This is a genomic window from Streptomyces sp. AHU1 (assembly GCF_045343905.1).
Taxonomy (GTDB): Bacteria; Actinomycetota; Actinomycetes; order Streptomycetales; family Streptomycetaceae; genus Streptomyces; species Streptomyces triticiradicis.
The window spans coordinates 3,935,259-3,959,745 of sequence record NZ_CP174283.1; the positions used below are offsets into that span (position 1 = coordinate 3,935,259).

The window sequence follows — 24,487 nt, forward strand, 5'->3', positions numbered from 1 at the left end:
CCCGCTTCGAACGACACGGATTCGTATGCCCTTGAAGATACCCCTCGACTCCAGCGAAACGAAACCGTTTCGTACGTGTGCTGGGTCACGTCGCTCGCCGACCGGGGCGCGCGCCGTCGGCCGGGGCGCGTGCATCCTCGGATCGGGCGCACGTGTCACCGAACGCGCCCCGCGCGCACCTCCCGTACCCCCGTCCGCGCCCTCGTCCCACAACGCGCCCCCGCTTCCACGAGTTGCCGGGCTCACTCCAGCGGAAAAGCATGGGGAGGTGAGCCACGAGCACGAGAACGCGACCCCGGACGAGAACTCCCCCGGCTATCTGCGCTTCCCGCACCTGAGCGGCGACCGGCTGTGCTTCGTCACCGAGGACGACCTGTGGCTGGCCCCCCTCGACGGCCGCGGACGCGCCTGGCGGCTCACCGTCGACCGCACCAAGGTCGGCCACCCCCGCTTCTCCCCCGACGGCCGGAAGATCGCGTACACGAGCTGGCGCAGCCTCGTCCCGGAGATCCACCTGGCGCCGGTGGACGGCGGACCGGGCCGCCGGCTCACCTACTGGGGCAGCGCCGACACCCAGGTGTGCGGCTGGTCCCCCGACGGCGACATCCTCGCCGTCGCCTCGCACGGCCAGCCCTTCTCCTACTTCACCTGGGCCTACTCCGTCCCCACCGACGGCGACCCCGGCCGCAAACTGCCCTGGGGCCCGGTCTCGGACATCGGCGTCGCCGACATCGGGGGCGAGCGGAAGACCCTGCTGCTCACCGGCACCCCACCGCACGAACCGGCCGCCTGGAAGCGCTACCGGGGCGGGGCGATGGGCCGCCTCTGGCTGCACGGCCGACGACTGGTCGCCGAGCTCGGCGGCCACCTCGCCTGTCCGATGTTCGTCGGCGGACGGATCGCGTTCCTCTCCGACCACGAGGGCGTCGGCAACCTCTACTCGTGCTCGTACGACGGCTCCGACCTGCGCCGTCACACCGACCACGACGACTTCTACGCGCGGCACGCCTCCTCGGACGGCACCCGGGTCGTCTACCAGTGCGCGGGTGACCTGTGGATCGTCGACGACCTGTCCCCCGGGTCGGTCCCCCGCCGCCTCGACGTCCTGCTGGGCGGTCCGCGCGCGGGACGGCGCGCGTACCCGGTGCCGGCCGCCCAGCACGTGGACGGCATCTCCGTGGACGAGACGGGCCGGGCCTGCGCCGTCGTCGTACGCGGCAGCCTGTACTGGCTCACCCATCGCGACGGCCCCGCGCGCACCATCGCGGACACCCCGGGCGTACGGGTCCGGCTCCCGGAGATGCTCGGCTCGGGCGGCCAGGTCGCCTACGTCACCGACGCGGAGGGCGAGGACGCCGTCGAGATCGCCTACCTGCCGCGCGCGACCGGGGCCCGCGAGCCGCGCCGCCTCGCCTCCGGCCTGCTGGGCCGCGTGCAGGAGCTGGTGTCGGACCCGCAGGGCGAACGCCTCGCCATCGCCTCGAACGACGGACGGCTGCTCCTGCTCGACGCCACGGAGGAGCCCGGGGAGAGCGCCGGTCCCGCCTCGCGGACCGAATCCGAACCGGAGGGCGGGGACGAGGACGGGGGCGGGGGCGGGGACGGCACGGCGGCAGGAGACGTGACGGGGGCGAAGACGAAGGGCCGGAAGAAGACGAAGGCGAAGAACCGGAAAGGGGCGGAGGCGGAGGACGGCACCGGGGCCGGGGTCGGGGTCGAGGACGCCCTTCGGACCGGGCCGGGCGAGGTCACCGAGCTCATCCGCTCCATCAACGGACCGGTGACGGACCTAGCCTTCTCCCCGGACGGCGCCTGGCTGACGTGGTCCCACCCCGGGATCGGACGCTCCCTGCGGCAGATCAAGATGGCGCGCATAAAGGACCGGCTGATCGTCGACGTCACCAACGGCCGCTTCGAGGACGAGAACCCGGTGTTCACCCAGGACGGCCGCTACCTCGCCTTCCTGTCCTGGCGCGGCTTCGACCCCGTGTACGACGTGCACACCGGGGACCTTTCCTTCCCCCTCGGCTGCCGCCCCTACCTCGTCCCGCTCTCCTCCGCCACCCCCTCCCCCTTCGCCCTGAACCCCGACGGGCGGCCGGTCGCCGGAGGCCTCGACCCCCTCGACGAGGAGGGGCCCGGCGACGGCGGCGCGACGACCGTCGAACTGGAAGGCCTGGAGAGCCGGGTGACCCCCTTCCCGGTCACCGCCTCCAAGTACTCGGCGCTGTACCCCGTCTCGGGCGGCGGCCTGGTCTGGCTGCGCTGGCCGATCTCCGGCGCGCTGGGCGAGACGTTCGCCAACCCGAACGACACGACCGGCCGCCCGACCCTGGAGTACTTCAACATCACCAAGGCGAAGAAGTCCGAACTCGTCGACCACCTGGACTGGTTCGCGGTGAGCGGCGACGGTTCCCGGCTGGTCGTCGTCGACGAGGGCGACCTGCGCGCCGTGCCGTCCACCGAGTCCGGGGACAGCGACTCCACCGTCTGGATCGACCTGCGCCGCATCCTGCACGAGGTGGACCCCTGCGCCGAGTGGCGCCAGGCGTACGCGGAGGCCGGCCGCATCATCCGCGCCTACTACTGGGACCCGGACATGTGCGGCATCGACTGGGACGCGGTCCTGGAGCAGTACCGCCCCCTGGTCGAACGGGTCTCCTCCCCGGACGAGTTCGCGGACCTGCTGCGCGAGGTGCTCGGCGAACTGGGCACCTCGCACGCGTACGTGAGCCCCGCGCGCCGCAACGAGGGCCCGCCCCACTACCAGCGCTGGCAGGGCCTGCTGGGCGCCAACTTCGTGTGCCGCGACGGAAGCTGGATGCTCAAGCGGATCCTGCCCGGCGACTCGTCCGACTCCAAGGCACGTTCACCGCTGGCCGGTGCCGGCATCCGCGAGGGCGCGGTCCTCACCCATGTCGACGGACGTCCCGTGGACCCGGTCGCCGGACCGTACCCGCTGCTCGCGGGCGCGGGCGGCACGACGGTGGAGCTGACCTTCACCCCGGCGGAGGGCGAGGGCCGCTCACGCCGGGTGGCCGTGGTCCCGCTGATCGACGAACGCCCCCTGCGCTACCAGGACTGGGTGGCCAAACGCCGCCAGGTGGTACGGGAACTGAGCGGCGGGCACTGCGGTTATCTGCACATCCCGGACATGGGCGGCTCGGGCTGGGCCCAGTTCAACCGCGACCTGCGGATGGAGGTCTCGCGCCCGGCCCTCATCGTCGACGTGCGGGGCAACGCGGGCGGCCACATCAGCGAACTGGTCGTCGAGAAGCTGACCCGCACGATCCTCGGCTGGGACCTCACCCGTGACGCCCAGCCGGTCTCGTACGCCTCCAACGCCCCGCGCGGCCCGGTGGTGGCCCTGGCCGACGAGGCGACGTCGTCCGACGGCGACATGATCACCGCCGCCTTCAAACTGCTGAAGCTGGGTCCGGTCGTGGGACAGCGCACCTGGGGCGGTGTCGTCGGCATGACCGGCCGCCACCGCCTCGGCGACGGCACGGTCATCACGGTGCCGATGAACGCCGCCTGGTTCGACGCGTACGGCTGGTCCGTCGAGAACCACGGGGTCGCCCCGGACCTGGAGATCCTGCGCACCCCGCTCGACTGGGCGGAGGGCCGCCACGCCCAGCTGGACGACGCCATCCAGCTCTCCCTGGACCTGCTCCGCGCCCACCCCGCCGCCTCCCCGCCGGACCACTCGGACGTGCCCGACAGGAGAAGGCCGAAGCTCCCCCCGCGACCGGACTGACCCGCTCCCGGGACCGGACCGGACCGCCCGGCGCGTCCGGACCGCCCGGCCGGTCGGCCCGGCACACCCGGAACGCGAACGGGGCGCCCTCCGAAGAGGACGCCCCGTTCAGGCCGGGCAGGCGGACCGATCAGGCGTCGTAGTCCTGGCCGATGCGGTCCTGGGCCTCCCGGTGAGCACGCTCCGACTCCGGCATCGTGCCGTCACGGCCGGCCGGGGAGCGGCGGCTCGCCTCGTCCTGGCGGCCTTCGGGGCGGCGGCCTTCAGGGCGCGTCTTCTTCTTGCCCTGCTGCTTCATCCGCTCGGCCTTGTCCTTGAACTGGTCCTGCATGCTCATGAGTTCACTCCTGTTGCGGGTGAGGGACACGGCCCTCGGCCCCTCCTGAGCGGGGGGCCGTCCGGGCCTCGACCAGACTGACACGCGGGAACAGAGCGCGCATTTCGGTCAGTCACTCACCGTGAGACGCGCCGGTGGGACGTGTCCCGGGGCCCTCCGAAGCACCCCGGGACACCCCCTCCCGCGTCTCCCGCCGCCCCAGGAAGCCGCCGGCTTCCGCCGCCTCAGGGAGCCGCCGACTTCCGCTCCTGTTCGTCGGCCGCTCCGCCGGCCCCGACCAGCCCCGTCCGCACGGCGCCCAGACGCGGTTCGAACCGCCGCATCTCGCGCTGCCCGACCACCCCGATGACGCCGGGCAGATACCCCCGGATCCCCTGCATCCCCCGCAGCCACCACTGCGCGTACACATGACTGGAGCGGCGCTCGATCCCGGCCACGATCCGGTCGACGGCCGGGCCCAGCGGATACGTCTTGTTGGACGGCCACGGCAGCCGCTGCCGCAACTCCCGCATCACGTCGTCCTGATCGGCCCCCCGCACCATGTCGGTGTCGGTCCAGGACAGATAACCGACGCCGACCCCCACGCCCTTGTGGCCGACCTCGGCGCGCAGACTGTGCGCGTACGCCTCCACACCGGACTTGGAGGCGCAGTAGGCCGACATCATGGGTGCGGGAGTGATCGCGGCCAGCGACGCGATCTGCAGCAGATAGCCCCGGCTCTCCGTCAGCGCCGGCAGGAACGCCCGCGCGGTGACCGCCGATCCGATCAGGTTGACCTCGATCACCCGCCGCCAGGCGACGGGGTCGGAGTCCACGAAGGGGCCGCCGCTCGCGACACCGGCGTTCGCGACGACGATGTCCACCTTCCCGAACCGCTCCTTCACCTCCCGGGCCACCCGCGCCATCGCCTCGTGGTCGGTGACGTCGGCGTACCAGTGGTCGCTCTCGCCGCGCAGCCGTTCCGAGACCCGCTTCAGCTCCTCGGCCTCCAGTCCGACCAGCGCGACCCTGGCCCCGCGCGCGGAGAGCTTGCGCGCGAGGAGTTCGCCGACACCGCGTGCGGCCCCCGTGACGACGGCGACCCGCCCCTCCAGGCTCACCCTGCTCATGCGCCCTCCTTGATCTCTGCGATCCGCTCGGCTTCCGCGGTCTTCACGGCGTACGTGGCGACGAGTTCCCTGATCCGGGCGGTCACCAGCTCCGGTGCCTCCACCGGAGTCATGTGCCCGCGCCCCGGCAGCTCGGTGCTGCCGACACAGTTCGGCAGCGCCGCCACGAGGGCGCGCGCGTGCACGACCGGTGTCATCCGGTCCGCGGTGCCCGAGATCACCGCCGTCGGCACCCTCAACTCCCGCACCCCCGCGTCGAGATCGAGCGTGGCGAGCACGGCGGACCAGGCGTGGCGCACCGCACGGGGACAGGCGTGCACGATCCGCGCGCACGCGTCCACCATGGCGGGGGACGAACCGGGGCCCATGGTCGCGTACTTGAGGATCCGCCGGGCGACCGGCGTGACGGGTCCGAGCGGCGCGCGCGAGCCGAGCACGGCGGCGGTGACGCGCGTGCGCAGCCGTCCGGCGCGCCAGGGCAGCACCAGCGACTCCTCGACCAGCCGCGTGCTCCCGGTGCTGCACAGCAGCGCCGCCGCCGCGTGCTCCCGGAACCGCGGCCGCGCCGAGGCCGCCATCAGCGTCATGCCGCCCATGGAGTGGCCCGCGAGCACGGCCTTCTCCCCCGGCGCGAGGGTGGCCGCGAGCACCGCCTCCAGGTCGTCGGCGAGCGCCTCGGTGCTGCACGCGTCGCTCGCGGGACTGCGCCCGTGCCCGCGCTGGTCGTACGCGACGACCCGGTGGTCGACGGCGAGGTCCCGGATCTGGGCCGCCCAGAAGGCGGTCGAGCAGGTCCAGCCGTGCGCGAGGACGACGGCGGGCGCGTCCTCGGGGCCGTGCACCTCGACGTGCAGCCGCGCGCCGTCCGCGGAGTGCGCGATCAGTTCCCTCACCGGCACGGGAGGCGCGTACGCCCCGTGTGCCCCGTGCGTCGGTCGGCTCACGCTCCTGCCTCCACCTTCTTCTTGCGGGTGCTCTTCGTACGCGGTTCGGGGGCTGCTTCCGGTGTCCGTCCCGGCGCGGGCTCCCCCGCGCGCAGCACGTCGTACTCCCCGAGGTCGACGTGGCGCGTGGCCCCCCGGAACTCGGTCGTCGTGCCGGGCCACACCGTCGTGTTGACGCCGTTGGCGTCCAGGTACCAGCTGGTGCAGCCGCCGGTGTTCCACACCGTGCGCTTCATGCGTTCCTGGACCCGGTGGTTCCAGGCGTCCACGGCGCCGGGGCGGGCGTCGAGCGCCACGCGCCCGCCGAGGACCTCCAGCTGCCGCACGAAGTCGGCCATGTAGTTCAGCTGGGACTCGATCATCAGGATCATCGAGGAGTTCCCGAGCCCGGTGTTCGGTCCGATGATCGTCATCCAGTTGGGGAAGCCGGCCGCGGTGGCGCCGCGCAGCGACTTCATGCCGCTCTCCCAGGCCTGCGCGAGCGTCCTGCCGTCCGCGCCGACGACCCGCTCGGCGATCGGCATGTCGGTGACGTGGAAGCCGGTCCCGAAGACGATCGCGTCGACCTCGGCCCGGGTGCCGTCGGCCGCGATCACCGTGGAGCCCTCGATCCGCTCGAGCCCGGAGGCCACCACGTCCACGTTGGGCCGGGTGAGCGCCGGGTAATAGGTGTTGGACAGCAGGATGCGCTTGCAGCCGATCCGGTAGTCGGGGGTCAGTTTCCGGCGCAGTTCCGGGTCCTTCACGGCACGCCCGAGGTTCCGCTTGGCCAGCCGCTCGACCAGGCCGAGCTCGTTCGGCCGCTTGGTGAAGGCCTGCACCTGGAGTTCCCGGATGCCCCAGAGCAGTCCCCGCCGGGCCTGCGCCGTGAAGGGCAGCCGCCGGTGCAGCCACCGCTCGGCGCCGGTGATGGCGCGGTCGACCCGGGGCATCACCCACGGCGGGGTGCGCTGGAACAGGGTCAGCCGGGCGACGTCCGGCTGGATCGCCGGCACGATCTGGATGGCGGAGGCCCCGGTGCCGATCATGGCCACCCGCTTGCCGCGCAGGTCGTAGTCGTGGTCCCAGCGGGCCGAGTGGAACACCTTGCCGGTGAAGGTGTCGATCCCCGGGATCGAGGGGATCTTCGGGTCGGACAGCGGCCCGGTCGCGGACACGACGACGTCCGCGGTCAGGAACCCGGCACTCGTCTCGATGCGCCAGTGGAACCGGTCCGTGTCCCAGGTCATCATCGTGACCTCGGAGTCGAACCGCAGGTGCGGCCGCAGCCCGAAGACGTCCGCCACGTGCTCCAGGTAGGCGCGGATGTGCTCCTGCCCGGAGAAGGTGCGCGGCCAGTCGGGGTTGGGCGCGAACGAGAACGAGTACAGGTGCGAGGGGACGTCGCAGGCGCATCCGGGATAGCTGTTGTCGCGCCAGGTGCCGCCGACGGCGCCGGACCGCTCCAGGACCACGAAGTCGGTGATCCCTTCGCGTCGCAGCCGTACGGCGGCGCCCAGCCCGCCGAACCCGGACCCGATCACCGCCACCCGTACATGCTCGTGCTCGGTCATCCCGACGCCTCCCTGGTCCGTACGACCTTGCCAGTGAACACTGGCACAATCGGGAGGGTAGAGCAGCTTCGTACCCATGGGTAGGGGTTGCGGCCGGGAAAGTTACCGGGGGTACGACGTAGGGTGCGGACGTGGCCGAGGGATCAGGAAAGCGCGGCGCGCGGACGCGCGAAGGGGGCGCGGAGACGCGGAAGTCCGACGGGAACCGGCCGGACGCGCCGCCGCGCGAGGCTCCGGAGCCGGCCCCCGGCCCGTCCGCCGGCACCGCCCGCTCCGCACCGGAGCCCGGCCGCCGCGAGTACCGCATGGAGGAACTGGCCAAGGAGGCCGGCATCACCGTGCGCACCCTGCGCTTCTACCGCGAGCGCAAGCTCATACCGCCGCCCCGGCGCGAGGGCCGCATCGCCTGGTACGACGACACCCACCTGGCCCGCCTGCGCACCATCTCGGCGCTGCTGGAACGCGGCCACACCCTGAACGGCATCGCGGAACTCGCCGAGGCCTTCGACCACGGCCGTGACGTCGGCGAACTGCTCGGCCTCGGCGAGCCCACCGAGGAGACCCCGGTCCGCCTCTCCCCCGAGGAACTGGCCGACGTCTTCGCCGGCCAGGCGACCGGGGAGAACCTCGCCGCGGCCCTCGACCTCGGCTACCTCGGCACGGACGGCGGCGAGATCGTCCACATCAGCCGCCGCCTGCTCGACGTCTCGGCCGCCCTGGTCCGCGAGGGCATCCCCCTCGCGGACGTCCTGACGGCGGCCCGCCGCGTGCGCGAGCACACCGAGGCCCTGGCCGAACTCTTCACCGCCCTCGTCCTCACCGAGGACCGCACCCCCGAAGACCTCCAGCGCCTGCGCCCCCTGGCCAAGAGCGTGGTGGAGGCGGAACTGTCGATGGCACTGGACCGGCGCCTGCGGGAGCACCGGGACGCCCCGCCCCGGGAGCGCGGCGAGGCCGCTCAGAGCTCGTAGGCCACCGTGACCGGCGCGTGGTCGGACCAGCGCTCCCCGTGGGTCGCCGCACGCTCCACGAACCCCTTGACCGCCTTGCCCGCGAGCCCCGGCGTGCTGATCTGGAGGTCGATCCTCCAACCTGAATCGTTGTCGAAGGCGCGCCCCCGGTACGACCACCAGGTGTACGGCCCCTCGGTGTCCGGGTGCAGGGCGCGCACGACGTCGACGTACCCGCCGTCCTCCGGGTCGAGGACGCGGCCGAGCCACTCCCGCTCCTCGGGGAGGAAGCCGGAGTTCTTCCGGTTGGCACGCCAGTTCTTGAGGTCGGCCTCCTGGTGGGCGATGTTCCAGTCACCGCACACGACGACCTCGCGCCCGTCGGCGGCGGCCCGCACCCGAAGCTCCTTCAGGTAGGTGAGGAACTCGTCCATGAACCGGACCTTCTCGTCCTGCCGCTCGGTCCCGACCTCACCCGAGGGCAGGTAGAGGCTCGCGACGGTGACGCCGGGCAGGTCCGCCTCGACGTACCGTCCGGTGGGGTCGAACTCCTCGGACCCGAAGCCGATCCGGACCCGGTCGGGCTCGCGGCGCGTGTAGAGGGACACACCCGCACGGCCCTTGGCGGCGGCGGGGGCGTGCACGACGTGCCACCCCTCGGGCGCCCGCACCTCCTCGGGGAGCTGCCCGGGCTCCGCCCGTACCTCCTGGAGGCACAGCACGTCCGCGGAGGTCTCCGCGAGCCACTCCACGAAACCCTTCTTCGCGGCGGCCCGGAGCCCGTTCACATTCACAGAGGTCACAGTCAGCACCCGGGCACGATACTTAATCCACACGGCCGTCCAGAACTCGATCTACGGCGGCACGGCCGGCCGCGGGCATTCCCGCCCACCCCTTTCGCCTTTCGCATAGATGTACGGTATTACGCATGAATTTCCGCCCGGTCCCCTTCGACCACCCCGACGCCGTGAAGCTCAACGACCAGGTCCAGGCCGAGTACGCCGAGCGCTACGGCGACGACGGCGACGCCACGCACATGGACGCGCGGATGTTCGTCCCGCCGCTCGGCCTCTACCTGATCGCGTACGACGAGAGGGACCGCCCGGTGGCCACGGGCGGCTGGCGCACCCAGGACGAGAACGACGAGGGGTACTCGGACGGGGACGCCGAGCTCAAGCGCATGTACGTGGTCCCCGAGGCCCGCGGTCTCGGCCTCGCCCGGCGCATGCTGGCCGCGCTGGAGGAGGACGCCCGCACGGCGGGCCGCGTCCGCATGGTCCTGGAGACCGGCTCCAAGCAGCCCGAGGCGGTCGCCCTGTACGCGTCGAGCGGCTACGAGCCGTGCGCGAAGTTCGGCTACTACCGCTTCCACGAACTGAGCCTCTGCTACGCCAAGGCCCTCTAGCCATCGGGGCGGTGCCCGTCCGGCACCGCCCCGCCCTGCCCGTCGGCGGACCGGGGCGGGGGCCAACCGGCCCTGTCCGTCTCCCGGGAGGTTCACGCCGGTGCCCAACTCGGTCCCGCACCCGTAGTGGTTGCGGTGCTCGCGCGCCTCGGGCCGTGTGACACGCAACACAAGAGCGGACCGCCACCCGCCGCCGCGGAACGCCAAAGAGCCCCGGCCGGATTTCTCCGGCCGGGGCTCTGAGCTGCGGTGGACCTGTGGGGATTTGAACCCCAGACCCCCTCGATGCGAACGAGGTGCGCTACCAGACTGCGCCACAGGCCCTTGCAACGAGTGAAACTCTAGCATCCCGATCGAGGTGCTCGGTAATCCGCTTCCGCCTGGTCAGCCGGACGGCCGCGGACACCCGTCACTCGTTGGCCGCGCGCGGCCGTTCGCCGTCCTCGTACTGGTCGAACAGAGGCGTCCGGCCGCGCTCGCGGGCGCGCCGCGCGGAGGCGGCCCGCCGCGCGTCGCTGCGGCTGTCGTCCGCCGCCCCGGCGTCGCCGGAGTCCTCGGAGAGGTGCTCCTCGGCCGGCTCCGCCTCGGGCGCGCTCGGCTCGGCCACGCTGGAGCGCGCGGAGCTCCACGCGTCCGGCGCGCCCAGGTCCACGCTGGACGTCGCCCTGGGCGCGACCGGCGCGGTCACATAGGTCGGCAGGGGAACGGGCACCGGGTCCCAGCTGTCCCCCTGAGCGGGCCCCTGGCGCTCGCGCTGCTGGTCGACCCACTCGGCGTGGTCGGTCTGCTCGACGAGGGCGCGGCGGTCGGCGGCGAGCGCCAGGAGGCCGGGATCGGTGTCGGGGGCGGGGGTCTCCTCCGGTTCCTCCGCCCCGGGGTCGGCGGACGTCCGACGGCGGGGCTGCCGCTCCCGCAGCCGCTGCGCCGCGGCCTCGGCCCGGCGGCGGTCCATGGTGTAGGTGAAGCGCCGCCGCTCCTGGGCGCGCAGGTACACGATGTACGAGCTCAGCATCACGGCCGGCACGCCGGGCGCCCACAGGAACGTGAGCCCGCCCACGGCCGCCACGATCGCGCCGAGGGTGAAGGCGAGGAACAGCAGGACTGTCGTGCGCCGACGGCGTGCGAGGACCTTCGTGCGCTGGGCCCGCGCCGCGGCCTCCGTCGAGGCCGCCCGGCGCGCGCCCGGCAGGGCCTGCTGGGGCGTGGACTTGGCCGGAGGTCTCGGCGTGGACGCGCCCGGCTGGTGCGGTACGGACCGGGCGGCACCCTGGGTGTCGTACGCGCCGCTCTCCTTGCCGGTCGCGCGTGCACCCGGCTCCTGCTCCGCCCGGTCCGGCTCCGGCACCTGTGTCCGTTCCTGTACGTGCGGACGGTGCCGGTCCGCCGCCTGGGGCCGGGTCGGGGGCACGGCGAAGGCCCGGACGTCCACCGAATCGGTGACGCCGTCCGGGTCGGCGCTGGGCTCCTCCTCCTCGGCGGAGCGTGCGCGCAGGTCCTTGGCGTATCGACGCTCCATGCCCGCCCGTCCGGACAGCAGCCGGATGGCGGTGCTGAAGCGTTCCGTCGGACGGGCTTCGTTCAGCTCGTCCTGCCTACGGAGCCACATCGGCACCAAGTAGGCGGCCCAGGCCCCGACGATGACTGCGTAGATGAGGCCGCTGCTGCTCACGTCTCACACGGTAGAGGGGTTTGCGTGAGGCCATCTGCCAATTCAGCCGGTGTGTCGCACGATCCGGCTGATATTTCGAGCTTTTTTTGTGAGCGATGCGATCACCAGGCCGCCGCGAGCGTGAATTTAATGCCCGGACGCGATCGCTCGCCGATCATTTTCGAACACCTATTTCATTTCCCGGTGTTGCCGGGCTTGCCCGGGTTCCACGAGCCGGCCTGCTCCGGTCCGGCCTGATCCGGACGGCCCGGCGCCGGACGCGTGCGCCGCCAGCGCCCGAGCAGCCCCTCGGGCACTTCCTCCGCGGTGAGCGCGAAGACGAGATGGTCCCGCCAGGCACCGTCGATGTGGAGATAGCGCGGGCGCAGCCCTTCCTCCCGGAATCCGAGTTTCTCCACGACCCTGCGGCTGGGTCCGTTCTCGGGGCGAATGCAGACCTCGATGCGGTGCAGCCCGACGGTGCGGAAGCAGTGGTCGCTCACCAGCGCCACGGCCGTCGGCATCACCCCGCGGCCCGCCACCGACTGGTCCACCCAGTAGCCGATGTGCCCGGAGCACATCGAGCCCCAGGTGATCCCGGCCACGGTGAGCTGGCCGACCAGCCGCCCCTGGTACTCGATCACGAAGGGCAGCATCCGGCCCGCGTTGGCCTCGGCGCGCAGGTGGCGGACCATCTGCCGGTACGTCGGCCGGTGCGCGATCGGACCGCTGGGGGTGGGGGGCGGGATGGTCGCCTCCCAGGGCCGCAGCCAGTCGCGGTTGCGCCGGTTCACCTCGCGCCAGGCCCGCTGGTCGCGCAGCCTTATCGGCCGGAGGACGACATCGCCGTCCACCAGCTCGACCGGCCATGACGGGCTGTTCAGCTCGCACCCCCACTGCCGCTGGGTCTTGGGTGGTCGCCGCCGCGGATCTGGTCGACGGCGTGGATCAGGAGGGGTTCCAGAACGGCCAGTCCGTCCTTCACCCCGCCGGTGGAGCCCGGCAGGTTGACGATCAGCGTCCCCCGGGCGACTCCGGCGAGTCCTCGCGAGAGCGCCGCGGTGGGCACCTTGTCCCTGCCGAACGCCCTGATGGCCTCCGGGATGCCCGGAATCTCGTGGTCGAGCACGCGCAGGGTCGCCTCGGGGGTGCGGTCGGTGGGCGAGATCCCCGTGCCGCCGGTGGTGACGATGACGTCGTAGCCCGCCTCGACCCCGGCGCGCAGCGCCTCCTCCACGGGGTCCCCGTCGGGGACGACCCACGGTCCGTCGACCGCGAAGCCGGATCCCGCGAGGCCTGCGGCGACCAGGGGGCCGCCCTTGTCCTCGTAGACCCCGGCGGCGGCGCGGTTGGAGGCGGTGACGACCAGGGCGCTGTAGTCCGCCGTGAGGGCTTCGCCGGTGACGGTCTCGCCGCTCATGCCCGGCTCCAGTGGCCCGACTTCCCGCCGGTCTTCTCTTCCACCCGTACGTCCGTGATGACCGCCCCCTTGTCGACAGCCTTGACCATGTCGATCACGGTCAGGGCCGCCACGCTGACCGCGGTGAGGGCCTCCATCTCCACGCCCGTGCGGTCGGTCGTCTTCACGGTCGCGAGGATCTCGACGGCGTCGTCCGTGACCGACAGGTCAATCTTGACACCGGAGACCGACAACGGGTGGCACAGCGGGATCAGGTCCGGCGTGCGCTTGGCTCCCATGATCCCGGCGATGCGGGCGGTGGCGAGGGCGTCGCCCTTGGGGACCCCTTCGCCGCGCAGCAGCTCCACGACACGCGGCGAGACCAGGACACGGCCGCTCGCTCGCGCGGTGCGGGCGGTCACGTCCTTCCCGGAGACGTCGACCATACGGGCGGCGCCGGCCTCGTCGATGTGCGTCAGCCGGTCCTGCACAGGGTGTCCGGAGGTCTCCCCCCGGGACGGAACAGTCATGTGCGTGGGCACTCCCGGTCAGGGCCCGTCGCGGTGCGGCGCGCGGGCCTGGTGTGCGCGACACGTTACCGCCCGCCCGTCCGGGGCTACGCCTCGGTAAGGAGCCGCGCGCCCCTCGCGCGCTCCGGTCGCCCCGCGGGAGGTCCCGCGGGGGTCTTTCCGCGGGTGTCCCGCGCGGGCCCCTCCCCCCGGCCGCTCAGCCGAGGAGCACCACCTCGACCTCGGCGCCGGGCTCGACCGAGGTGTCGTGCTCGGGGACGACGATCAGCGCGTCGGCGTGCGCGAGGGCCGCGACCAGATGGGACCCGGCGCCGCCGACCGGCGTCACGGTGCCGTCGGCGTACGTCCCGCGCAGGAACTGTCGGCGGCCCTTCGGCGAGGTCAGCGCCTTGTCCGCGGAGAGCTTCGCCCTGGTCGTGGACCGGTGGACGTCCGGCAGTCCCATCAGGGTGCGGATCGCGGGGCGCACGAAGAGCTCGAAGGAGACGTAGGACGACACGGGGTTGCCCGGGAGCGCGAGCAGCGGTGTGTGGTCGGGGCCGATGGAGCCGAAGCCCTGGGGCTTGCCGGGCTGCATGGCGAGGGTGCGGAAGTCGACGCCGCCGCCCGCCTCGTCCTCGTCGCCGACCGACGAAAGCGCCTCCTTGACGACGTCGTAGGCGCCGACGCTCACCCCGCCGGTCGTGACCAGCAGGTCCGCGCGGACGAGTTGGTCCTCGATGGTCTGGCGCAGCGTCTCGGCGTCGTCCGCGACGGCGCCGACGCGGTAGGCGATGGCTCCCGCGTCACGGGCGGCCGCGCACAGGGCGAAGCTGTTGGAGTCGTAGATCTGGCCGGTGCTCAACTCCTCGTCGGGCTGGACGAGTTCGGAGCCGGTGGACAGGACGACCACGCGCGGGCGGGGGCGCACCCGCACGGTGCCGCGGCCGATCGCGGCGAGCAGGCCGATCTGCGGCGGGCCGAGGAGGGTGCCGGCTTCGAGGGCGCGGTCGCCCGCCTTCACGTCGCTGCCCTTCGCGCGCACGTGCGCGCGTGCCTCGGCCGGGCGGTGGACGTGGACCTGTCCGCTGGAACCCTCGGGGGACGCGCTGTGCGCGCGCATCCCGGAGACCGGCCCCTCGCCCAGCCCTCCGTCCGTCCACTCGACGGGGACGACGGCTTCGGCGCCGGGCGGCAGCGGGGCACCGGTCATGATGCGGGCGGCCTGGCCCGGGCCCACGTGGGGCTGGTCGGCCTGGCCGGCCGCGACGTCCCCGACGACCGTCAGGACCGCCGGGAACTCCTCGCTCGCGCCCGCCACGTCCGCGACCCGGACCGCGTACCCGTCCATGGAGCTGTTGTCGAACGGCGGCAGGGAGACCGGCACCGTGACGTCCTCGACCAGGACGCAGCCCTGGGCGTCGAGGAGTTGCAGCTCGATGGGTTCGAGGGGACGGACGGTCGTGAGGATGTCCTCCAGGTGGTCGTCCACCGACCAGAGACGTTCCTGGCCGGTGGTGCGGGTCGCGGGGCTATTCAAGATTCCTGCATCTCCTCGGTTACGTAACTGCGGAGCCAGGTCCGGAAGTCCGGTCCCAGGTCTTCACGTTCGCATGCGAGTCTGACAATGGCACGCAGGTAGTCGCCGCGGTCGCCGGTGTCATAGCGGCGGCCCTGGAAGACGACGCCGTGCACGGGGCCGCCGACCTTCTCGTCCGCGGCGAGCTGCTGGAGGGCGTCGGTGAGCTGGATCTCGCCGCCGCGGCCGGGCTCGGTCGTACGCAGTATGTCGAAGACGTGGGGGTCCAGGACGTAGCGTCCGATGACGGCGTAGCGGCTGGGGGCGTCGGCCGCGTCGGGTTTTTCGACCAGGCCGGTCACCTTGACCAGGTCGTCCTGGCCGGTGGTCTCCACGGCGGCGCAGCCGTAGAGGTGGATCTGTTCGGGGGCGACCTCCATGAGGGCGATGACGCTGCCGCCGTGCTGTTCCTGGACCTCGACCATGCGGGCCAGCAGGGGGTCGCGGGGGTCGATGAGGTCGTCGCCGAGGAGGACGGCGAAGGGTTCGTGGCCGACGTGGGGGGCGGCGCACAGGACGGCGTGGCCAAGTCCTCGGGGGTCGCCCTGGCGCACGTAGTGCATGGTGGCGAGGTCGCTGGATTCCTGGACCTTGGCGAGCCGGCTGGCGTCGCCCTTCTTCTGGAGGGCGGATTCCAGTTCGTAGTTGCGGTCGAAGTGGTCCTCGAGGGGGCGCTTGTTGCGGCCGGTGATCATCAGGACGTCGTCAAGACCCGCCGACACGGCCTCTTCGACCACGTACTGGATCGCCGGCTTGTCGACGACCGGCAGCATCTCCTTGGGAGTGGCCTTGGTCGCCGGCAGGAACCGGGTGCCCAGACCTGCCGCGGGAATGACAGCCTTGGTGATCCTGGGGTGTGACTCAGTCATGTCCGCAACCATAACCGGTGACTATGTGCAGAATCTGTGCCCCTGGCCAATTCGCGGCCATATGAACGGGTTAAGAGAACTACGGGAGTCACCTGTGAGAGACGTCGGACGTGAACCGGAGCCTGACAAGCGAACGTTGCGGCGGGGGTTCCTTTCGGTGAGAAAGGGGTTGACGGCCGATGACGTGCGGGAGACCGCCGCCGCCCTCGCCGTCCGCGCCCTGGAGCTGCCCGAACTGGCGGGGGCCCGCACGGTGGCGGCCTACGTGTCCGTGGGGAGCGAACCGGGCACCCTCGCGCTCCTGGACGCGCTCCGCGCGCGCGGGGTGCGCGTCCTCCTGCCGGTCCTGTTGCCGGACAACGACCTGGACTGGGGCGCGTACACCGGGGCGGACTCCCTCGCGGAGGTCCGGCACGGCGGGAGGATGGCCCTCCTGGAGCCCGCGGGCGAACGGCTGGGGCCCCAGGCCGTCCTGGAGGCCGACGCCGTCCTGCTGCCCGGTCTCGCCGTCGACGCCCGCGGGATGCGGCTGGGGCGCGGCGGAGGCTCGTACGACCGTGTGCTGGCCCGTCTGGAGCGTTCGGGCGCCGATCCCGCGCTGGTGGTGCTCCTGTACGACACCGAGGTCGTCGACCGGGTCCCGGAGGAGGCGCACGACCGGCCCGTCCACGCGGTGGTGACCCCCTCCGGCGTACGCCGCTTCCGCTGACGGCCGGCGGGCCGGGACGGCGGACGCGAAGTGGCCCTCCACGCGTGCGTGGAGGGCCACTTCGTCCGGGCACCGGCCTCAGGGCGCCGGGTGCGGCGCCCTTCGAGGCGTCAGGGCTTCAGGACCAGGGTGTCGCTGGTCTTCTTGTCGACGGCCTCCTTGGTGAAGGCCCACGGCAGGAGTTCGCCCTTGGCCCACTTCTCCGTCTGGTCGGTGTAGTGCGCGTTGTAGGCGTGTCCCGAGGCGCCCGAGAGGTTTATCCACTTCGACTTGTCGAGGTCGCCGAGGTTGACGACCATCCGCATCGAGGGGACCCAGACCACTCCGTAGCCGCCCGCCGCGTTCCAGCCGGTCGCGTTGACCGTCGCCTCGCCGCCGCTGAGGTTCCAGGGGCCGCGGTTGAGCATGTACTGCAGGAAACCGGGGCCTTCGGTACCGAGGGTCTGGTTCTTCAGGAACAGGCGGTGCAGCCGGCCCCAGCTCCAGGTGTCGATGTCCTTGCCGAGCTTGGCGGTCAGCTCCCAGCGGGCGTCCGCCATGGCCCGGGCGAACAGCTTGTCCCGGTCGGTGGACGCCTCCGCGGTACGCGTCTGGGGCAGCTTCCACCAGTTGTTGTGCTCGTCGTCGATGATCTTGCGGATCACCTCGAACCAGCGGTCGCCGCCGTCCGGCTGCGCCTGGTCCGGCTCGCGTTCGCCGCACTCGCGCACCGTCTGGTCCTCGTCCGCGGGACCGGTGGTGTCGGCCCGCTCGACCCACAGGCACTGGCCCTTGACCCGCAGCTCCTTGGGCAGCTTGTTGCCGAAGGCGAGCTTGAGGATGTTGCGCCAGGTGGCGTTGAAGTAGGCGGCGGCCGCGGAGTCGGCGTCCTGGGTGTAGTCCCAGCCCTCCAGGAGCTTCTGCGCGTCGCGGACGTCCTTGTCGGGCACGTCGATCTTGAGCAGCTTGGGCACGATCAGCTTGGCGATCTCGCTGCTGTTGTCGAGCTGCATCTGGCGCATGTCGTCGGTCGAGATCTTGGCGCCGCCCTTGGTCTTCGCCTCGATCAGGTCGGTGATCCGCTGGCTGCGGGTGCCGTAGCCCCAGTCCGTGGTGAGCGTGTACGGGTACTTGTCCGGGTCCACGACCGCCTGGTTGGCGGTGACGATGTAGCCGCGCTCGGGGTTGTACTCGTAGGGCAGGGCGGACTGCTTGATGTAGCCGGTCCAGCGGTACTTGGAGTCCCAGCCGGGCGAGGGCAGCGAGCCGTCGTCGCCCTTGGCCCGCGTGGGGATCTTGCCGGGCAGCTGGTAGCCGATGTTGCCGTGGGCGCCGGAGCCGTCGGCGTAGACCAGGTTCTGGGACGGCACCTCGAAGGAGGCGGCCGCCTTGCGGAACTCGGTCCAGTTAGACGCCTTGTCCATCTCGAAGACGGCGTCCATGGTCCTGCCCGGGTCCAGCGCGGTCCAGCGCAGCGCTATCGCGTAGCCGTCGCCGCGGTCGGGCGCCTCCGCGTCGACCGTGGCCTTCTTGCCGACCTGGACCAGTTCGTCGTCACGGTCGGAGAGCAGCGGCATCCCGTCCTCGGTCTGCCGGACGACGATCGTCTTGGCGGCACCGCCCGCGACCTTGATCGTCTCCTTGCGGGTCGTGAAGGGCCGCACCTTGCCGTCGTACTCGTAGCCCTCGCCGGTGATCTTCTCCAGGTAGAGGTCGGTGACGTCGACCCCGGAGTTGGTCATGCCCCAGGCCATGTCCGCGTTGTGGCCGATGACCACGCCGGGCATGCCCGCGAAGGTGTAGCCGGTGACGTCGTACTGGCACTTGGCGGAGACCGAGGTGCAGTGCAGGCCCATCTGGTACCAGACCGAGGGCAGCGACGCCGACAGGTGGGGGTCGTTGGCCAGCAGCGGCTTGCCGGTGATGGTGTGCTCCCCGGCGACGACCCAGGAATTGGAGCCGATGCCGTTGCCGTTCACGCCGACGGCGGTGGGCAGGTCGTCGAGGACCTCGTAGAGCCCCGAGAGCTGGCTCTGGAACCCGGCGGGCGCCTCGGTGCCGCCGGTGAGCCCCGTGCCCGCCGCGGACGTCGAGGCGGTGCTCTTGGGACCGTACGTCCCGGTGACGCTGTCGTACGAGCCCTCACGGACGATCGTCTTGTGCCGGCTGTACGGGTACTCCGGGTACAGGTCCGCGATCTGCTTCGGGCCGAGGCGGCTCGTCATCAGGGAGCGGTCGATCTCTTCCTGCATGTTGCCGCGCAGGTCCCAGGCCATCGCCTTGAGCCAGGCCACCGAGTCGACCGGGGTCCACTCGGTCGGCTTGTAGTCGTTGGTGAAGTTGAGGGCGGCGTACTCCAGGGAGATGTCCTCGCCGCTCTTGCCCTTCAGGTAGGCGTTGACTCCCTCGGAGTACGCCCGGAGGTACTTCTTCGTGGAGGACGACAGCTTGGTGTCGTACTCCTTCTTCGCGATCCGGTCCCAGCCCAGCGTGCGCAGGAACGCGTCGTTCTCGACCTGGCCCGAGCCGAACATCTCGGACAGCCGGCCCGAGGTCATGTGGCGGCGCACGTCCATCTCGTAGAACCGGTCCTGCGCCTGGACGAAGCCCTGGGCCATGAACAGGTCCTCGTCGGACGAGGCGTAGACCTGCGGGATCCCGTTGCCGTCGCGCTGCACGGTCACCGGCCCCGACAGTCCGTCGAGCTGGATGGTTCCCTCGGTCTGCGGGAAGGAGGCACGGACCGTGCTGATGCTCCAGTACGCGCCGAAGGCGAGGCCTCCGATGATGGCGAGAACCAGGACAATCAAGAACAGTCGGGCTTTGCGCCCCTTCTTCCTGCCGGACTTGCCGGGCTGCTGGCCGGAAGAGGCGGTGGTGTTGGGGGGCATCGCTGTCCTTGCTGTCCTAACGCGAGCGGCAGGCGGTCCTGGAGTGCTGGGGCAACCATAGGCGCAGGGCCAACCGCGCCTTGACGCGGAGTGGGAAACCGGGGAGCACGACCGTTCGATCTTCCCCCCGGAAACGTCAAGAAAGCGTCAAGAGTTAGGTAAGGTAACGAAGTACTTGCACCGAAGTGGCCGGCTTCCGGTGCTCGGATCCGGCCGCTTTGCCCGGGAACGGATCGGCGAGAAAGGAACAGCCCCTGACTGTCCACCACCTCAACCAGCTCCTGCTCGTGTGCTCGCTCGTCCTGCTCCTCGCGGTGGCGGCGGTCCGGATCTCCTCACGCAGCGGGCTCCCCACGCTGCTCGTGTACCTGGGGATAGGCGTCGCGATCGGCCAGGACGGAATCGGCGACGTCCAGTTCAGCAACGCCGAACTGACCCAGGTCATCGGGTACGCGGCCCTGGTCGTGATCCTGGCCGAAGGCGGTCTCGGCACGAAGTGGAAGGAGATCAGACCGGCCCTGCCGGCTGCCTCCGCGCTGGCGACGGTGGGCGTCGCGGTGAGTGTCGGTGTGACGGCCGCGGCCGCGCGCTGGCTGATCGGCCTCGAGTGGCACCAGGCGCTCATCATCGGGGCGGTCGTCTCCTCGACGGACGCGGCGGCGGTCTTCTCCGTCCTGCGGAAGATCCCCCTGCCCTCGCGCGTGACGGGCATCCTGGAGGCCGAGTCGGGCTTCAACGACGCCCCGGTGGTCATCCTGGTCGTCGCGTTCTCCACCGCGGGCCCGGTCGAGCACTGGTACAGGCTGATCGGCGAGATCGCGCTGGAGCTGACCATCGGCGCCGCCATCGGCCTCGCGGTCGGCTGGCTGGGCGCCTACGGACTGCGGCACGTGGCGCTGCCGGCCTCCGGCCTGTACCCGATCGCCGTGATGGCGATCGCCGTCGCCGCGTACGCCGCCGGCGCGCTCGCCCACGGCAGCGGCTTCCTCGCCGTCTACCTCGCCTCCATGGTGCTCGGGAACGCGAAGCTGCCGCACTGGCCCGCCACCCGCGGCTTCGCCGAGGGACTCGGCTGGATCGCCCAGATCGGCATGTTCGTCCTGCTCGGCCTCCTGGTCACCCCGCACGAGATGGGCGACGACATCGTCCCCGCGCTCCTCATCGGCCTGGCGCTGACCATGGTGGCGCGGCCGCTGAGCGTGGTCGTCAGCCTGCTGCCGTTCCGCATCCCGTGGCAGGAGCAGGCGCTGCTGTCCTGGGCGGGGCTGCGCGGCGCCGTGCCCATCATCCTGGCGACGATCCCGATGGTGAGCGGCATCGCGGAGAGCAAGCGGATCTTCAACATCGTCTTCGTCCTGGTCGTCGTCTACACCCTCGTCCAGGGGCCGACCCTGCCCTGGCTGGCCCGCAAGCTCCGGCTCGGGGAGTCGGCCGAGGCCGCCGACCTCGGCATCGAATCGGCGCCCCTGGAGCGGCTGCGCGGCCATCTGCTGTCCGTCGCGATCCCCAAGGGGTCGCGCATGCACGGTGTCGAGGTGGGCGAGCTGCGGCTGCCCCCGGGTGCGGCGGTCACCCTCGTCGTCCGCGAGGCGAAGTCCTTCGTGCCGATGCCGACGACGGTGCTGCGGCGCGGCGACGAACTGCTGGTGGTGGCGACCGACCCGGTGCGGGACGCGACCGAGAGGCGCCTTCGCGCGGTGGGCCAGGGCGGCAAGCTCGCCGACTGGCTGGGCATCGGCGACGGGGGGACGGAGCACCGGACACGGCACCGGACGGGCTTGTGACCGGAGCACCGGACACGGCGCCGGACGGGTCCGTGACCGGACCGCCGGGCTTCCGGCCGGCCTCTCGCGGAACGCCGGACGCGCTCCTCGCGGGACACCGGCCGGGACCTTCGAAAAATCGAACGGGATCTCAAGAAAGAGAGGCGTTCACAGGCGAGCGGCCGCACAGTGCTCTTTTTCACAGACGCGGTACGCCACCCACCCCCTGTACGATGAACGCAGACCTTGATCGAACCAACTCTGCCTGACGCAGAGCTGGCGCGACCGTATGGCGGCCGTGACGTCCTCCCGCAGGGGCGCCGGTATCTACCGCAGATCCGCGCAAGAGGACAGCTCTCGGCGCCCCCCGCACGGGCGCGCTACCAGGCGGCAGAAAGGCACGGGCCGTGGCATCCACGGTCACCTCCCGCCCTGGATACGGACAGCTTCTGCGCACCCGCGGCGCCTGGACGTTCCTGCTCCCCGGCTTCGCCGCCCGCCAGCCGTTCGCCATGCTGACGATCTCCATCGTGCTGCTCGTGCAGCACACCACCGGTTCCTACGGGGCGGCCGGCGCGGTCGCGGCCGTCACCGGTGTCTCCATGGCGCTGTTCGCGCCCTTCACCGGACGCCTGGCCGACCGGCACGGGCAACGGGCCGTCCTGCTGCCCGGCGTCCTCGTGCACGCCGTGGCCGGCTTCTCCCTGACCGCGCTCGCGCTGGCGGACGCCCCCCTGTGGGTGCTCTTCGCCGCCGCCGTGCCCACCGGCGCCTCGGTGCCGCAGATCAGCCCCATGGTGCGGGCCCGCTGGGGCGTGAAGCTCCAAGGCTCGCCCCTGATGTCGACCGCGGCCGCCTTCGAGTCCGTCACGGACGAGCTGACCTTCGTCTTCGGCCCCCTGCTCGCCACCGCGCTGTGCACGGCCGTCACCCCCGCCGCGGGCCTGCTGACCGAGGCGTCGCTGACCCTGGTCGGCGGCCTGCTGTTCGCCGCGCAGAAGAGCACGCAGCCCGCGGTCTCCGCCGCCGGGCACGCGCGCGTGGAGCACGGTTCCGCTCTGCGGATCCCCGGAGTGCGCGTCCTGATCATGACGTTCCTGGGCATCGGCTCCGTCTTCGGCGGCATGCAGGTCTCGCTGGCCGCGTACAGCGAGTCGATCGGCGAGCCCGGCCTGAACGGCGTCCTGTACGGCGTCTTCGCGGCGGGCAACATGCTCTCGGGCATCGTCTGCGGCGCCATCGCCTGGAAGGTGGCCCCGCAGCGACGGCTCGTCCTCGGGTACGCCGCCCTCGCGCTGGCCGCCTCCGGGCTGTGGGCCGCGAACTCGGTGATCGTGCTCGCCGGCCTCGGCCTCGTGGTCGGCATGTGCATCGCCCCGAGCCTGATCACCGGCTACACCCTGGTCGAGAGCCTCGTTCCCCAGGGCGCCCGCACCGAGGCCTTCACCTGGCTCACCGGCGCCGTCGCGCTCGGCCAGGCGGCGGCCGTCACGGTGGCCGGACAGCTGGAGGACAGGCTCTGGGACGGCGCCGGGTTCCTGGTGCCGATGGCCGGTACGGCACTGGCTCTGGCGACCCTGGTGACACTGCGGTCACGCCTCGCCACGGGGGCCCCGAGCCGTGCCGTCGCACGTGGCGTCGGTCACCGCACGCCGGTGACAGTGGACTGATCTCGCGGAATACGTCAGTATGGATCGTCGTTAGCACTCACTGAGTGAGAGTGCCAGGAGGAAGACAAGTGCCGACCTACCAGTACCAGTGCACCGAGTGCGGCGAGGGCCTCGAGGCGGTGCAGAAGTTCACCGATGACGCCCTGACGGAATGCCCCAACTGCAACGGCCGCCTGAAGAAGGTGTTCTCGGCCGTCGGCATTGTCTTCAAGGGCTCCGGCTTCTACCGCAACGACAGCCGCGGCTCCTCGTCGAGCAGCTCGCCCGCCTCGAAGCCGTCGACGTCCACGTCCTCGACCTCGGACACGAAGTCCTCGTCGTCGGCGTCCGCCTCGTCGTCCTCGGACGCGAAGTCGTCGGGCACCAGCTCCGCCGCGTAAGGGCTCCTCGGTCCGCCGGGACTCCCGTCCCGGCCCGCCGTCGCCGTGAGGCCCGCGTGGCCCCACAGGGATCGTTCCCACGGGACCCCGTCGTCGTACGACGACGGGGTCCTCGGCGTTCTTCCGTCCGGGACAGCCCGTAGGGTGCCGTTCATGGCCAACACGGAGAATCCACAGTCCCCGGCCGGGGAGCGGTCGACCGCCCCGGTAGAGATCGGCGTCATCGGCGGCTCGGGCTTCTACTCATTCCTCGACGACGTGACCGAGCTGCGGGTGGACACCCCCTACGGGCCGCCCAGCGACTCCCTGTTCCTCGGCGAGATCGCCGGCCGGCGGGTCGCCTTCCTCCCCCGCCACGGCCGCGGTCACCATCTGCCGCCGCACCGCATCAACTACCGGGCCAACCTGTGGGCGCTGCGCTCCGTCGGCGCCCGCCAGGTCCTCGGCCCCTGCGCCGTGGGCGGGCTGCGCCCGGAGTACGGGCCCGGGACCCTGCTCGTCCCGGACCAGTTCGTGGACCGCACGAAGTCACGGGCGCAGTCCTACTTCGACGGGCTGCCGCTGCCCGACGGCACGGTGCCGAACGTGGTGCACGTGTCGCCGGCCGACCCGTACTGCCCCGTCGGCCGCGAGGTCGCCCTGGCCGCGGCACGCGGACGTGACTGGGAACCGGTGGACGGCGGCACGCTCGTGGTCGTGGAGGGCCCGCGGTTCTCCACCCGGGCCGAATCGCTCTGGCACCAGGCGCAGGGCTGGTCGGTGGTCGGTATGACCGGGCACCCCGAGGCCATGCTCGCCCGCGAACTGGAGCTCTGCTACACGTCGTTGACTCTGGTCACCGACCTCGACGCGGGTGCCGAGACCGGCGAGGGCGTCTCGCACGACGAGGTGCTGAAGGTGTTCGCGGCGAATGTGGACCGGTTGCGGGACGTGCTCTTCGACGCGGTCGCGGGGCTGCCGGCGAACGGATCGCGGGACTGCCTGTGCACGACGGCGCTGGGCGGGATGGATCCCGGCTTCGAGCTGCCCTGACGGC

At 71.8% G+C, this 24,487-nt stretch carries 20 protein-coding genes and 1 tRNA gene; 8 read left to right on the plus strand and 13 right to left on the minus strand.

All coding sequences use genetic code 11. The features are described 5' to 3' along the window. Nucleotides 1–25: 25 nt before the first annotated feature. Nucleotides 26–3,757 (plus strand): S41 family peptidase, encoded by a 3,732-nt coding sequence (locus ACICHK_RS17570; protein ID WP_406837647.1) that lies wholly within the window; start codon nucleotides 26–28, stop codon nucleotides 3,755–3,757. Nucleotides 3,758–3,887: 130 nt separating this feature from the next. Here the strand turns inward: ACICHK_RS17570 and ACICHK_RS17575 are convergent, their stop codons facing one another. The 4 genes from ACICHK_RS17575 to ACICHK_RS17590 form a co-directional block, all read right to left on the minus strand. Beyond that, nucleotides 3,888–4,094 (minus strand): hypothetical protein, encoded by a 207-nt coding sequence (locus ACICHK_RS17575; protein ID WP_151474731.1) that lies wholly within the window; start codon nucleotides 4,092–4,094, stop codon nucleotides 3,888–3,890. A 224-nt stretch (nucleotides 4,095–4,318) separates the two neighbouring features. Beyond that, nucleotides 4,319–5,203 (minus strand): SDR family oxidoreductase, encoded by an 885-nt coding sequence (locus ACICHK_RS17580; protein ID WP_406837648.1) that lies wholly within the window; start codon nucleotides 5,201–5,203, stop codon nucleotides 4,319–4,321. Further along, a complete protein-coding gene (locus tag ACICHK_RS17585) occupies nucleotides 5,200–6,147 on the minus strand; it encodes an alpha/beta fold hydrolase (protein ID WP_406837649.1) in 948 nt (315 codons plus the stop codon). The genes ACICHK_RS17580 and ACICHK_RS17585 overlap by 4 nt, the downstream gene beginning before the upstream one ends. Beyond that, nucleotides 6,144–7,700, minus strand: coding sequence for a flavin-containing monooxygenase (locus ACICHK_RS17590; protein WP_406837650.1), 1,557 nt, complete (start codon nucleotides 7,698–7,700; stop codon nucleotides 6,144–6,146). Before ACICHK_RS17590 ends, ACICHK_RS17585 begins: the two co-directional genes overlap by 4 nt. Nucleotides 7,701–8,005: 305 nt before the next feature. Between ACICHK_RS17590 and ACICHK_RS17595 the strand changes: the two genes are divergently transcribed. After that, a complete protein-coding gene (locus tag ACICHK_RS17595; protein WP_406841251.1) occupies nucleotides 8,006–8,671 on the plus strand; it encodes a MerR family transcriptional regulator in 666 nt (221 codons plus the stop codon). Here the strand turns inward: ACICHK_RS17595 and ACICHK_RS17600 are convergent. Beyond that, nucleotides 8,659–9,462, minus strand: a complete 804-nt coding sequence (locus ACICHK_RS17600) for an exodeoxyribonuclease III (RefSeq protein ID WP_406837651.1) — start codon at nucleotides 9,460–9,462, stop codon at nucleotides 8,659–8,661. The two genes, ACICHK_RS17595 and ACICHK_RS17600, sit on opposite strands and share 13 nt — an antisense overlap. A 116-nt stretch (nucleotides 9,463–9,578) precedes the next feature. Here ACICHK_RS17600 and ACICHK_RS17605 point away from each other — a divergent pair, with 116 nt between their 5' ends. Next, the gene (locus tag ACICHK_RS17605) at nucleotides 9,579–10,055 is read left to right on the plus strand and encodes a GNAT family N-acetyltransferase (RefSeq protein WP_151474726.1); all 477 of its coding nucleotides are present in this window, start codon (nucleotides 9,579–9,581) and stop codon (nucleotides 10,053–10,055) included. A 250-nt stretch (nucleotides 10,056–10,305) separates the two neighbouring features. Here ACICHK_RS17605 and ACICHK_RS17610 read toward each other — a convergent pair. The 7 genes from ACICHK_RS17610 to galU form a co-directional block, all read right to left on the minus strand. Further along, nucleotides 10,306–10,379: transfer RNA gene (locus ACICHK_RS17610), tRNA-Ala, on the minus strand. 85 nt (nucleotides 10,380–10,464) lie between these two features. After that, entirely contained in the window at nucleotides 10,465–11,724 is a 1,260-nt protein-coding gene (gene glpR, locus ACICHK_RS17615) for a gephyrin-like molybdotransferase receptor GlpR (protein WP_406837652.1), read from the minus strand. A gap of 173 nt (nucleotides 11,725–11,897) precedes the next feature. Further along, nucleotides 11,898–12,557, minus strand: coding sequence for a GNAT family N-acetyltransferase (locus tag ACICHK_RS17620; protein ID WP_225861047.1), 660 nt, complete (start codon nucleotides 12,555–12,557; stop codon nucleotides 11,898–11,900). A 26-nt stretch (nucleotides 12,558–12,583) separates the two neighbouring features. Then, a complete protein-coding gene (locus ACICHK_RS17625; RefSeq protein ID WP_406837653.1) occupies nucleotides 12,584–13,123 on the minus strand; it encodes a molybdenum cofactor biosynthesis protein B in 540 nt (179 codons plus the stop codon). After that, nucleotides 13,120–13,632, minus strand: a complete 513-nt coding sequence (gene moaC, locus ACICHK_RS17630) for a cyclic pyranopterin monophosphate synthase MoaC (RefSeq protein WP_406837654.1) — start codon at nucleotides 13,630–13,632, stop codon at nucleotides 13,120–13,122. Before moaC ends, ACICHK_RS17625 begins: the two co-directional genes overlap by 4 nt. 196 nt (nucleotides 13,633–13,828) lie before the next feature. After that, nucleotides 13,829–15,151, minus strand: coding sequence for a gephyrin-like molybdotransferase Glp (gene glp, locus ACICHK_RS17635; protein ID WP_406837655.1), 1,323 nt, complete (start codon nucleotides 15,149–15,151; stop codon nucleotides 13,829–13,831). Then, on the minus strand, nucleotides 15,148–16,059 hold the full coding sequence (gene galU / locus ACICHK_RS17640) for a UTP--glucose-1-phosphate uridylyltransferase GalU (protein WP_406837656.1): 912 nt from the start codon (nucleotides 16,057–16,059) through the stop codon (nucleotides 15,148–15,150). Before galU ends, glp begins: the two co-directional genes overlap by 4 nt. A gap of 61 nt (nucleotides 16,060–16,120) precedes the next feature. Here galU and ACICHK_RS17645 point away from each other — a divergent pair, with 61 nt between their 5' ends. After that, nucleotides 16,121–16,768: a 5-formyltetrahydrofolate cyclo-ligase gene (locus ACICHK_RS17645; RefSeq protein ID WP_406837657.1), complete on the plus strand. Its 648-nt coding sequence runs from the start codon at nucleotides 16,121–16,123 to the stop codon at nucleotides 16,766–16,768. A 110-nt stretch (nucleotides 16,769–16,878) separates the two neighbouring features. On the opposite strand, the gene ACICHK_RS17650 is transcribed toward ACICHK_RS17645, so the two are convergent. Continuing rightward, nucleotides 16,879–19,638, minus strand: a complete 2,760-nt coding sequence (locus ACICHK_RS17650) for a penicillin acylase family protein (protein WP_406837658.1) — start codon at nucleotides 19,636–19,638, stop codon at nucleotides 16,879–16,881. 218 nt (nucleotides 19,639–19,856) lie between these two features. Between ACICHK_RS17650 and ACICHK_RS17655 the strand changes: the two genes are divergently transcribed. The 4 genes from ACICHK_RS17655 to ACICHK_RS17670 all read left to right on the plus strand — a co-directional run bounded on the left by ACICHK_RS17655 (nucleotide 19,857) and on the right by ACICHK_RS17670 (nucleotide 24,483). Then, on the plus strand, nucleotides 19,857–21,422 hold the full coding sequence (locus tag ACICHK_RS17655; protein ID WP_406837659.1) for a potassium/proton antiporter: 1,566 nt from the start codon (nucleotides 19,857–19,859) through the stop codon (nucleotides 21,420–21,422). A 386-nt stretch (nucleotides 21,423–21,808) separates the two neighbouring features. Then, the gene (locus ACICHK_RS17660; RefSeq protein WP_406837660.1) at nucleotides 21,809–23,071 is read left to right on the plus strand and encodes an MFS transporter; all 1,263 of its coding nucleotides are present in this window, start codon (nucleotides 21,809–21,811) and stop codon (nucleotides 23,069–23,071) included. Between the two features lie 68 nt (nucleotides 23,072–23,139). Then, nucleotides 23,140–23,451, plus strand: coding sequence for an FmdB family zinc ribbon protein (locus ACICHK_RS17665; protein ID WP_406837661.1), 312 nt, complete (start codon nucleotides 23,140–23,142; stop codon nucleotides 23,449–23,451). 153 nt (nucleotides 23,452–23,604) lie between these two features. Beyond that, complete coding sequence (locus ACICHK_RS17670) at nucleotides 23,605–24,483, plus strand: S-methyl-5'-thioadenosine phosphorylase (protein ID WP_151469271.1); 879 nt, start codon at nucleotides 23,605–23,607, stop codon at nucleotides 24,481–24,483. Nucleotides 24,484–24,487 lie beyond the last annotated feature (4 nt).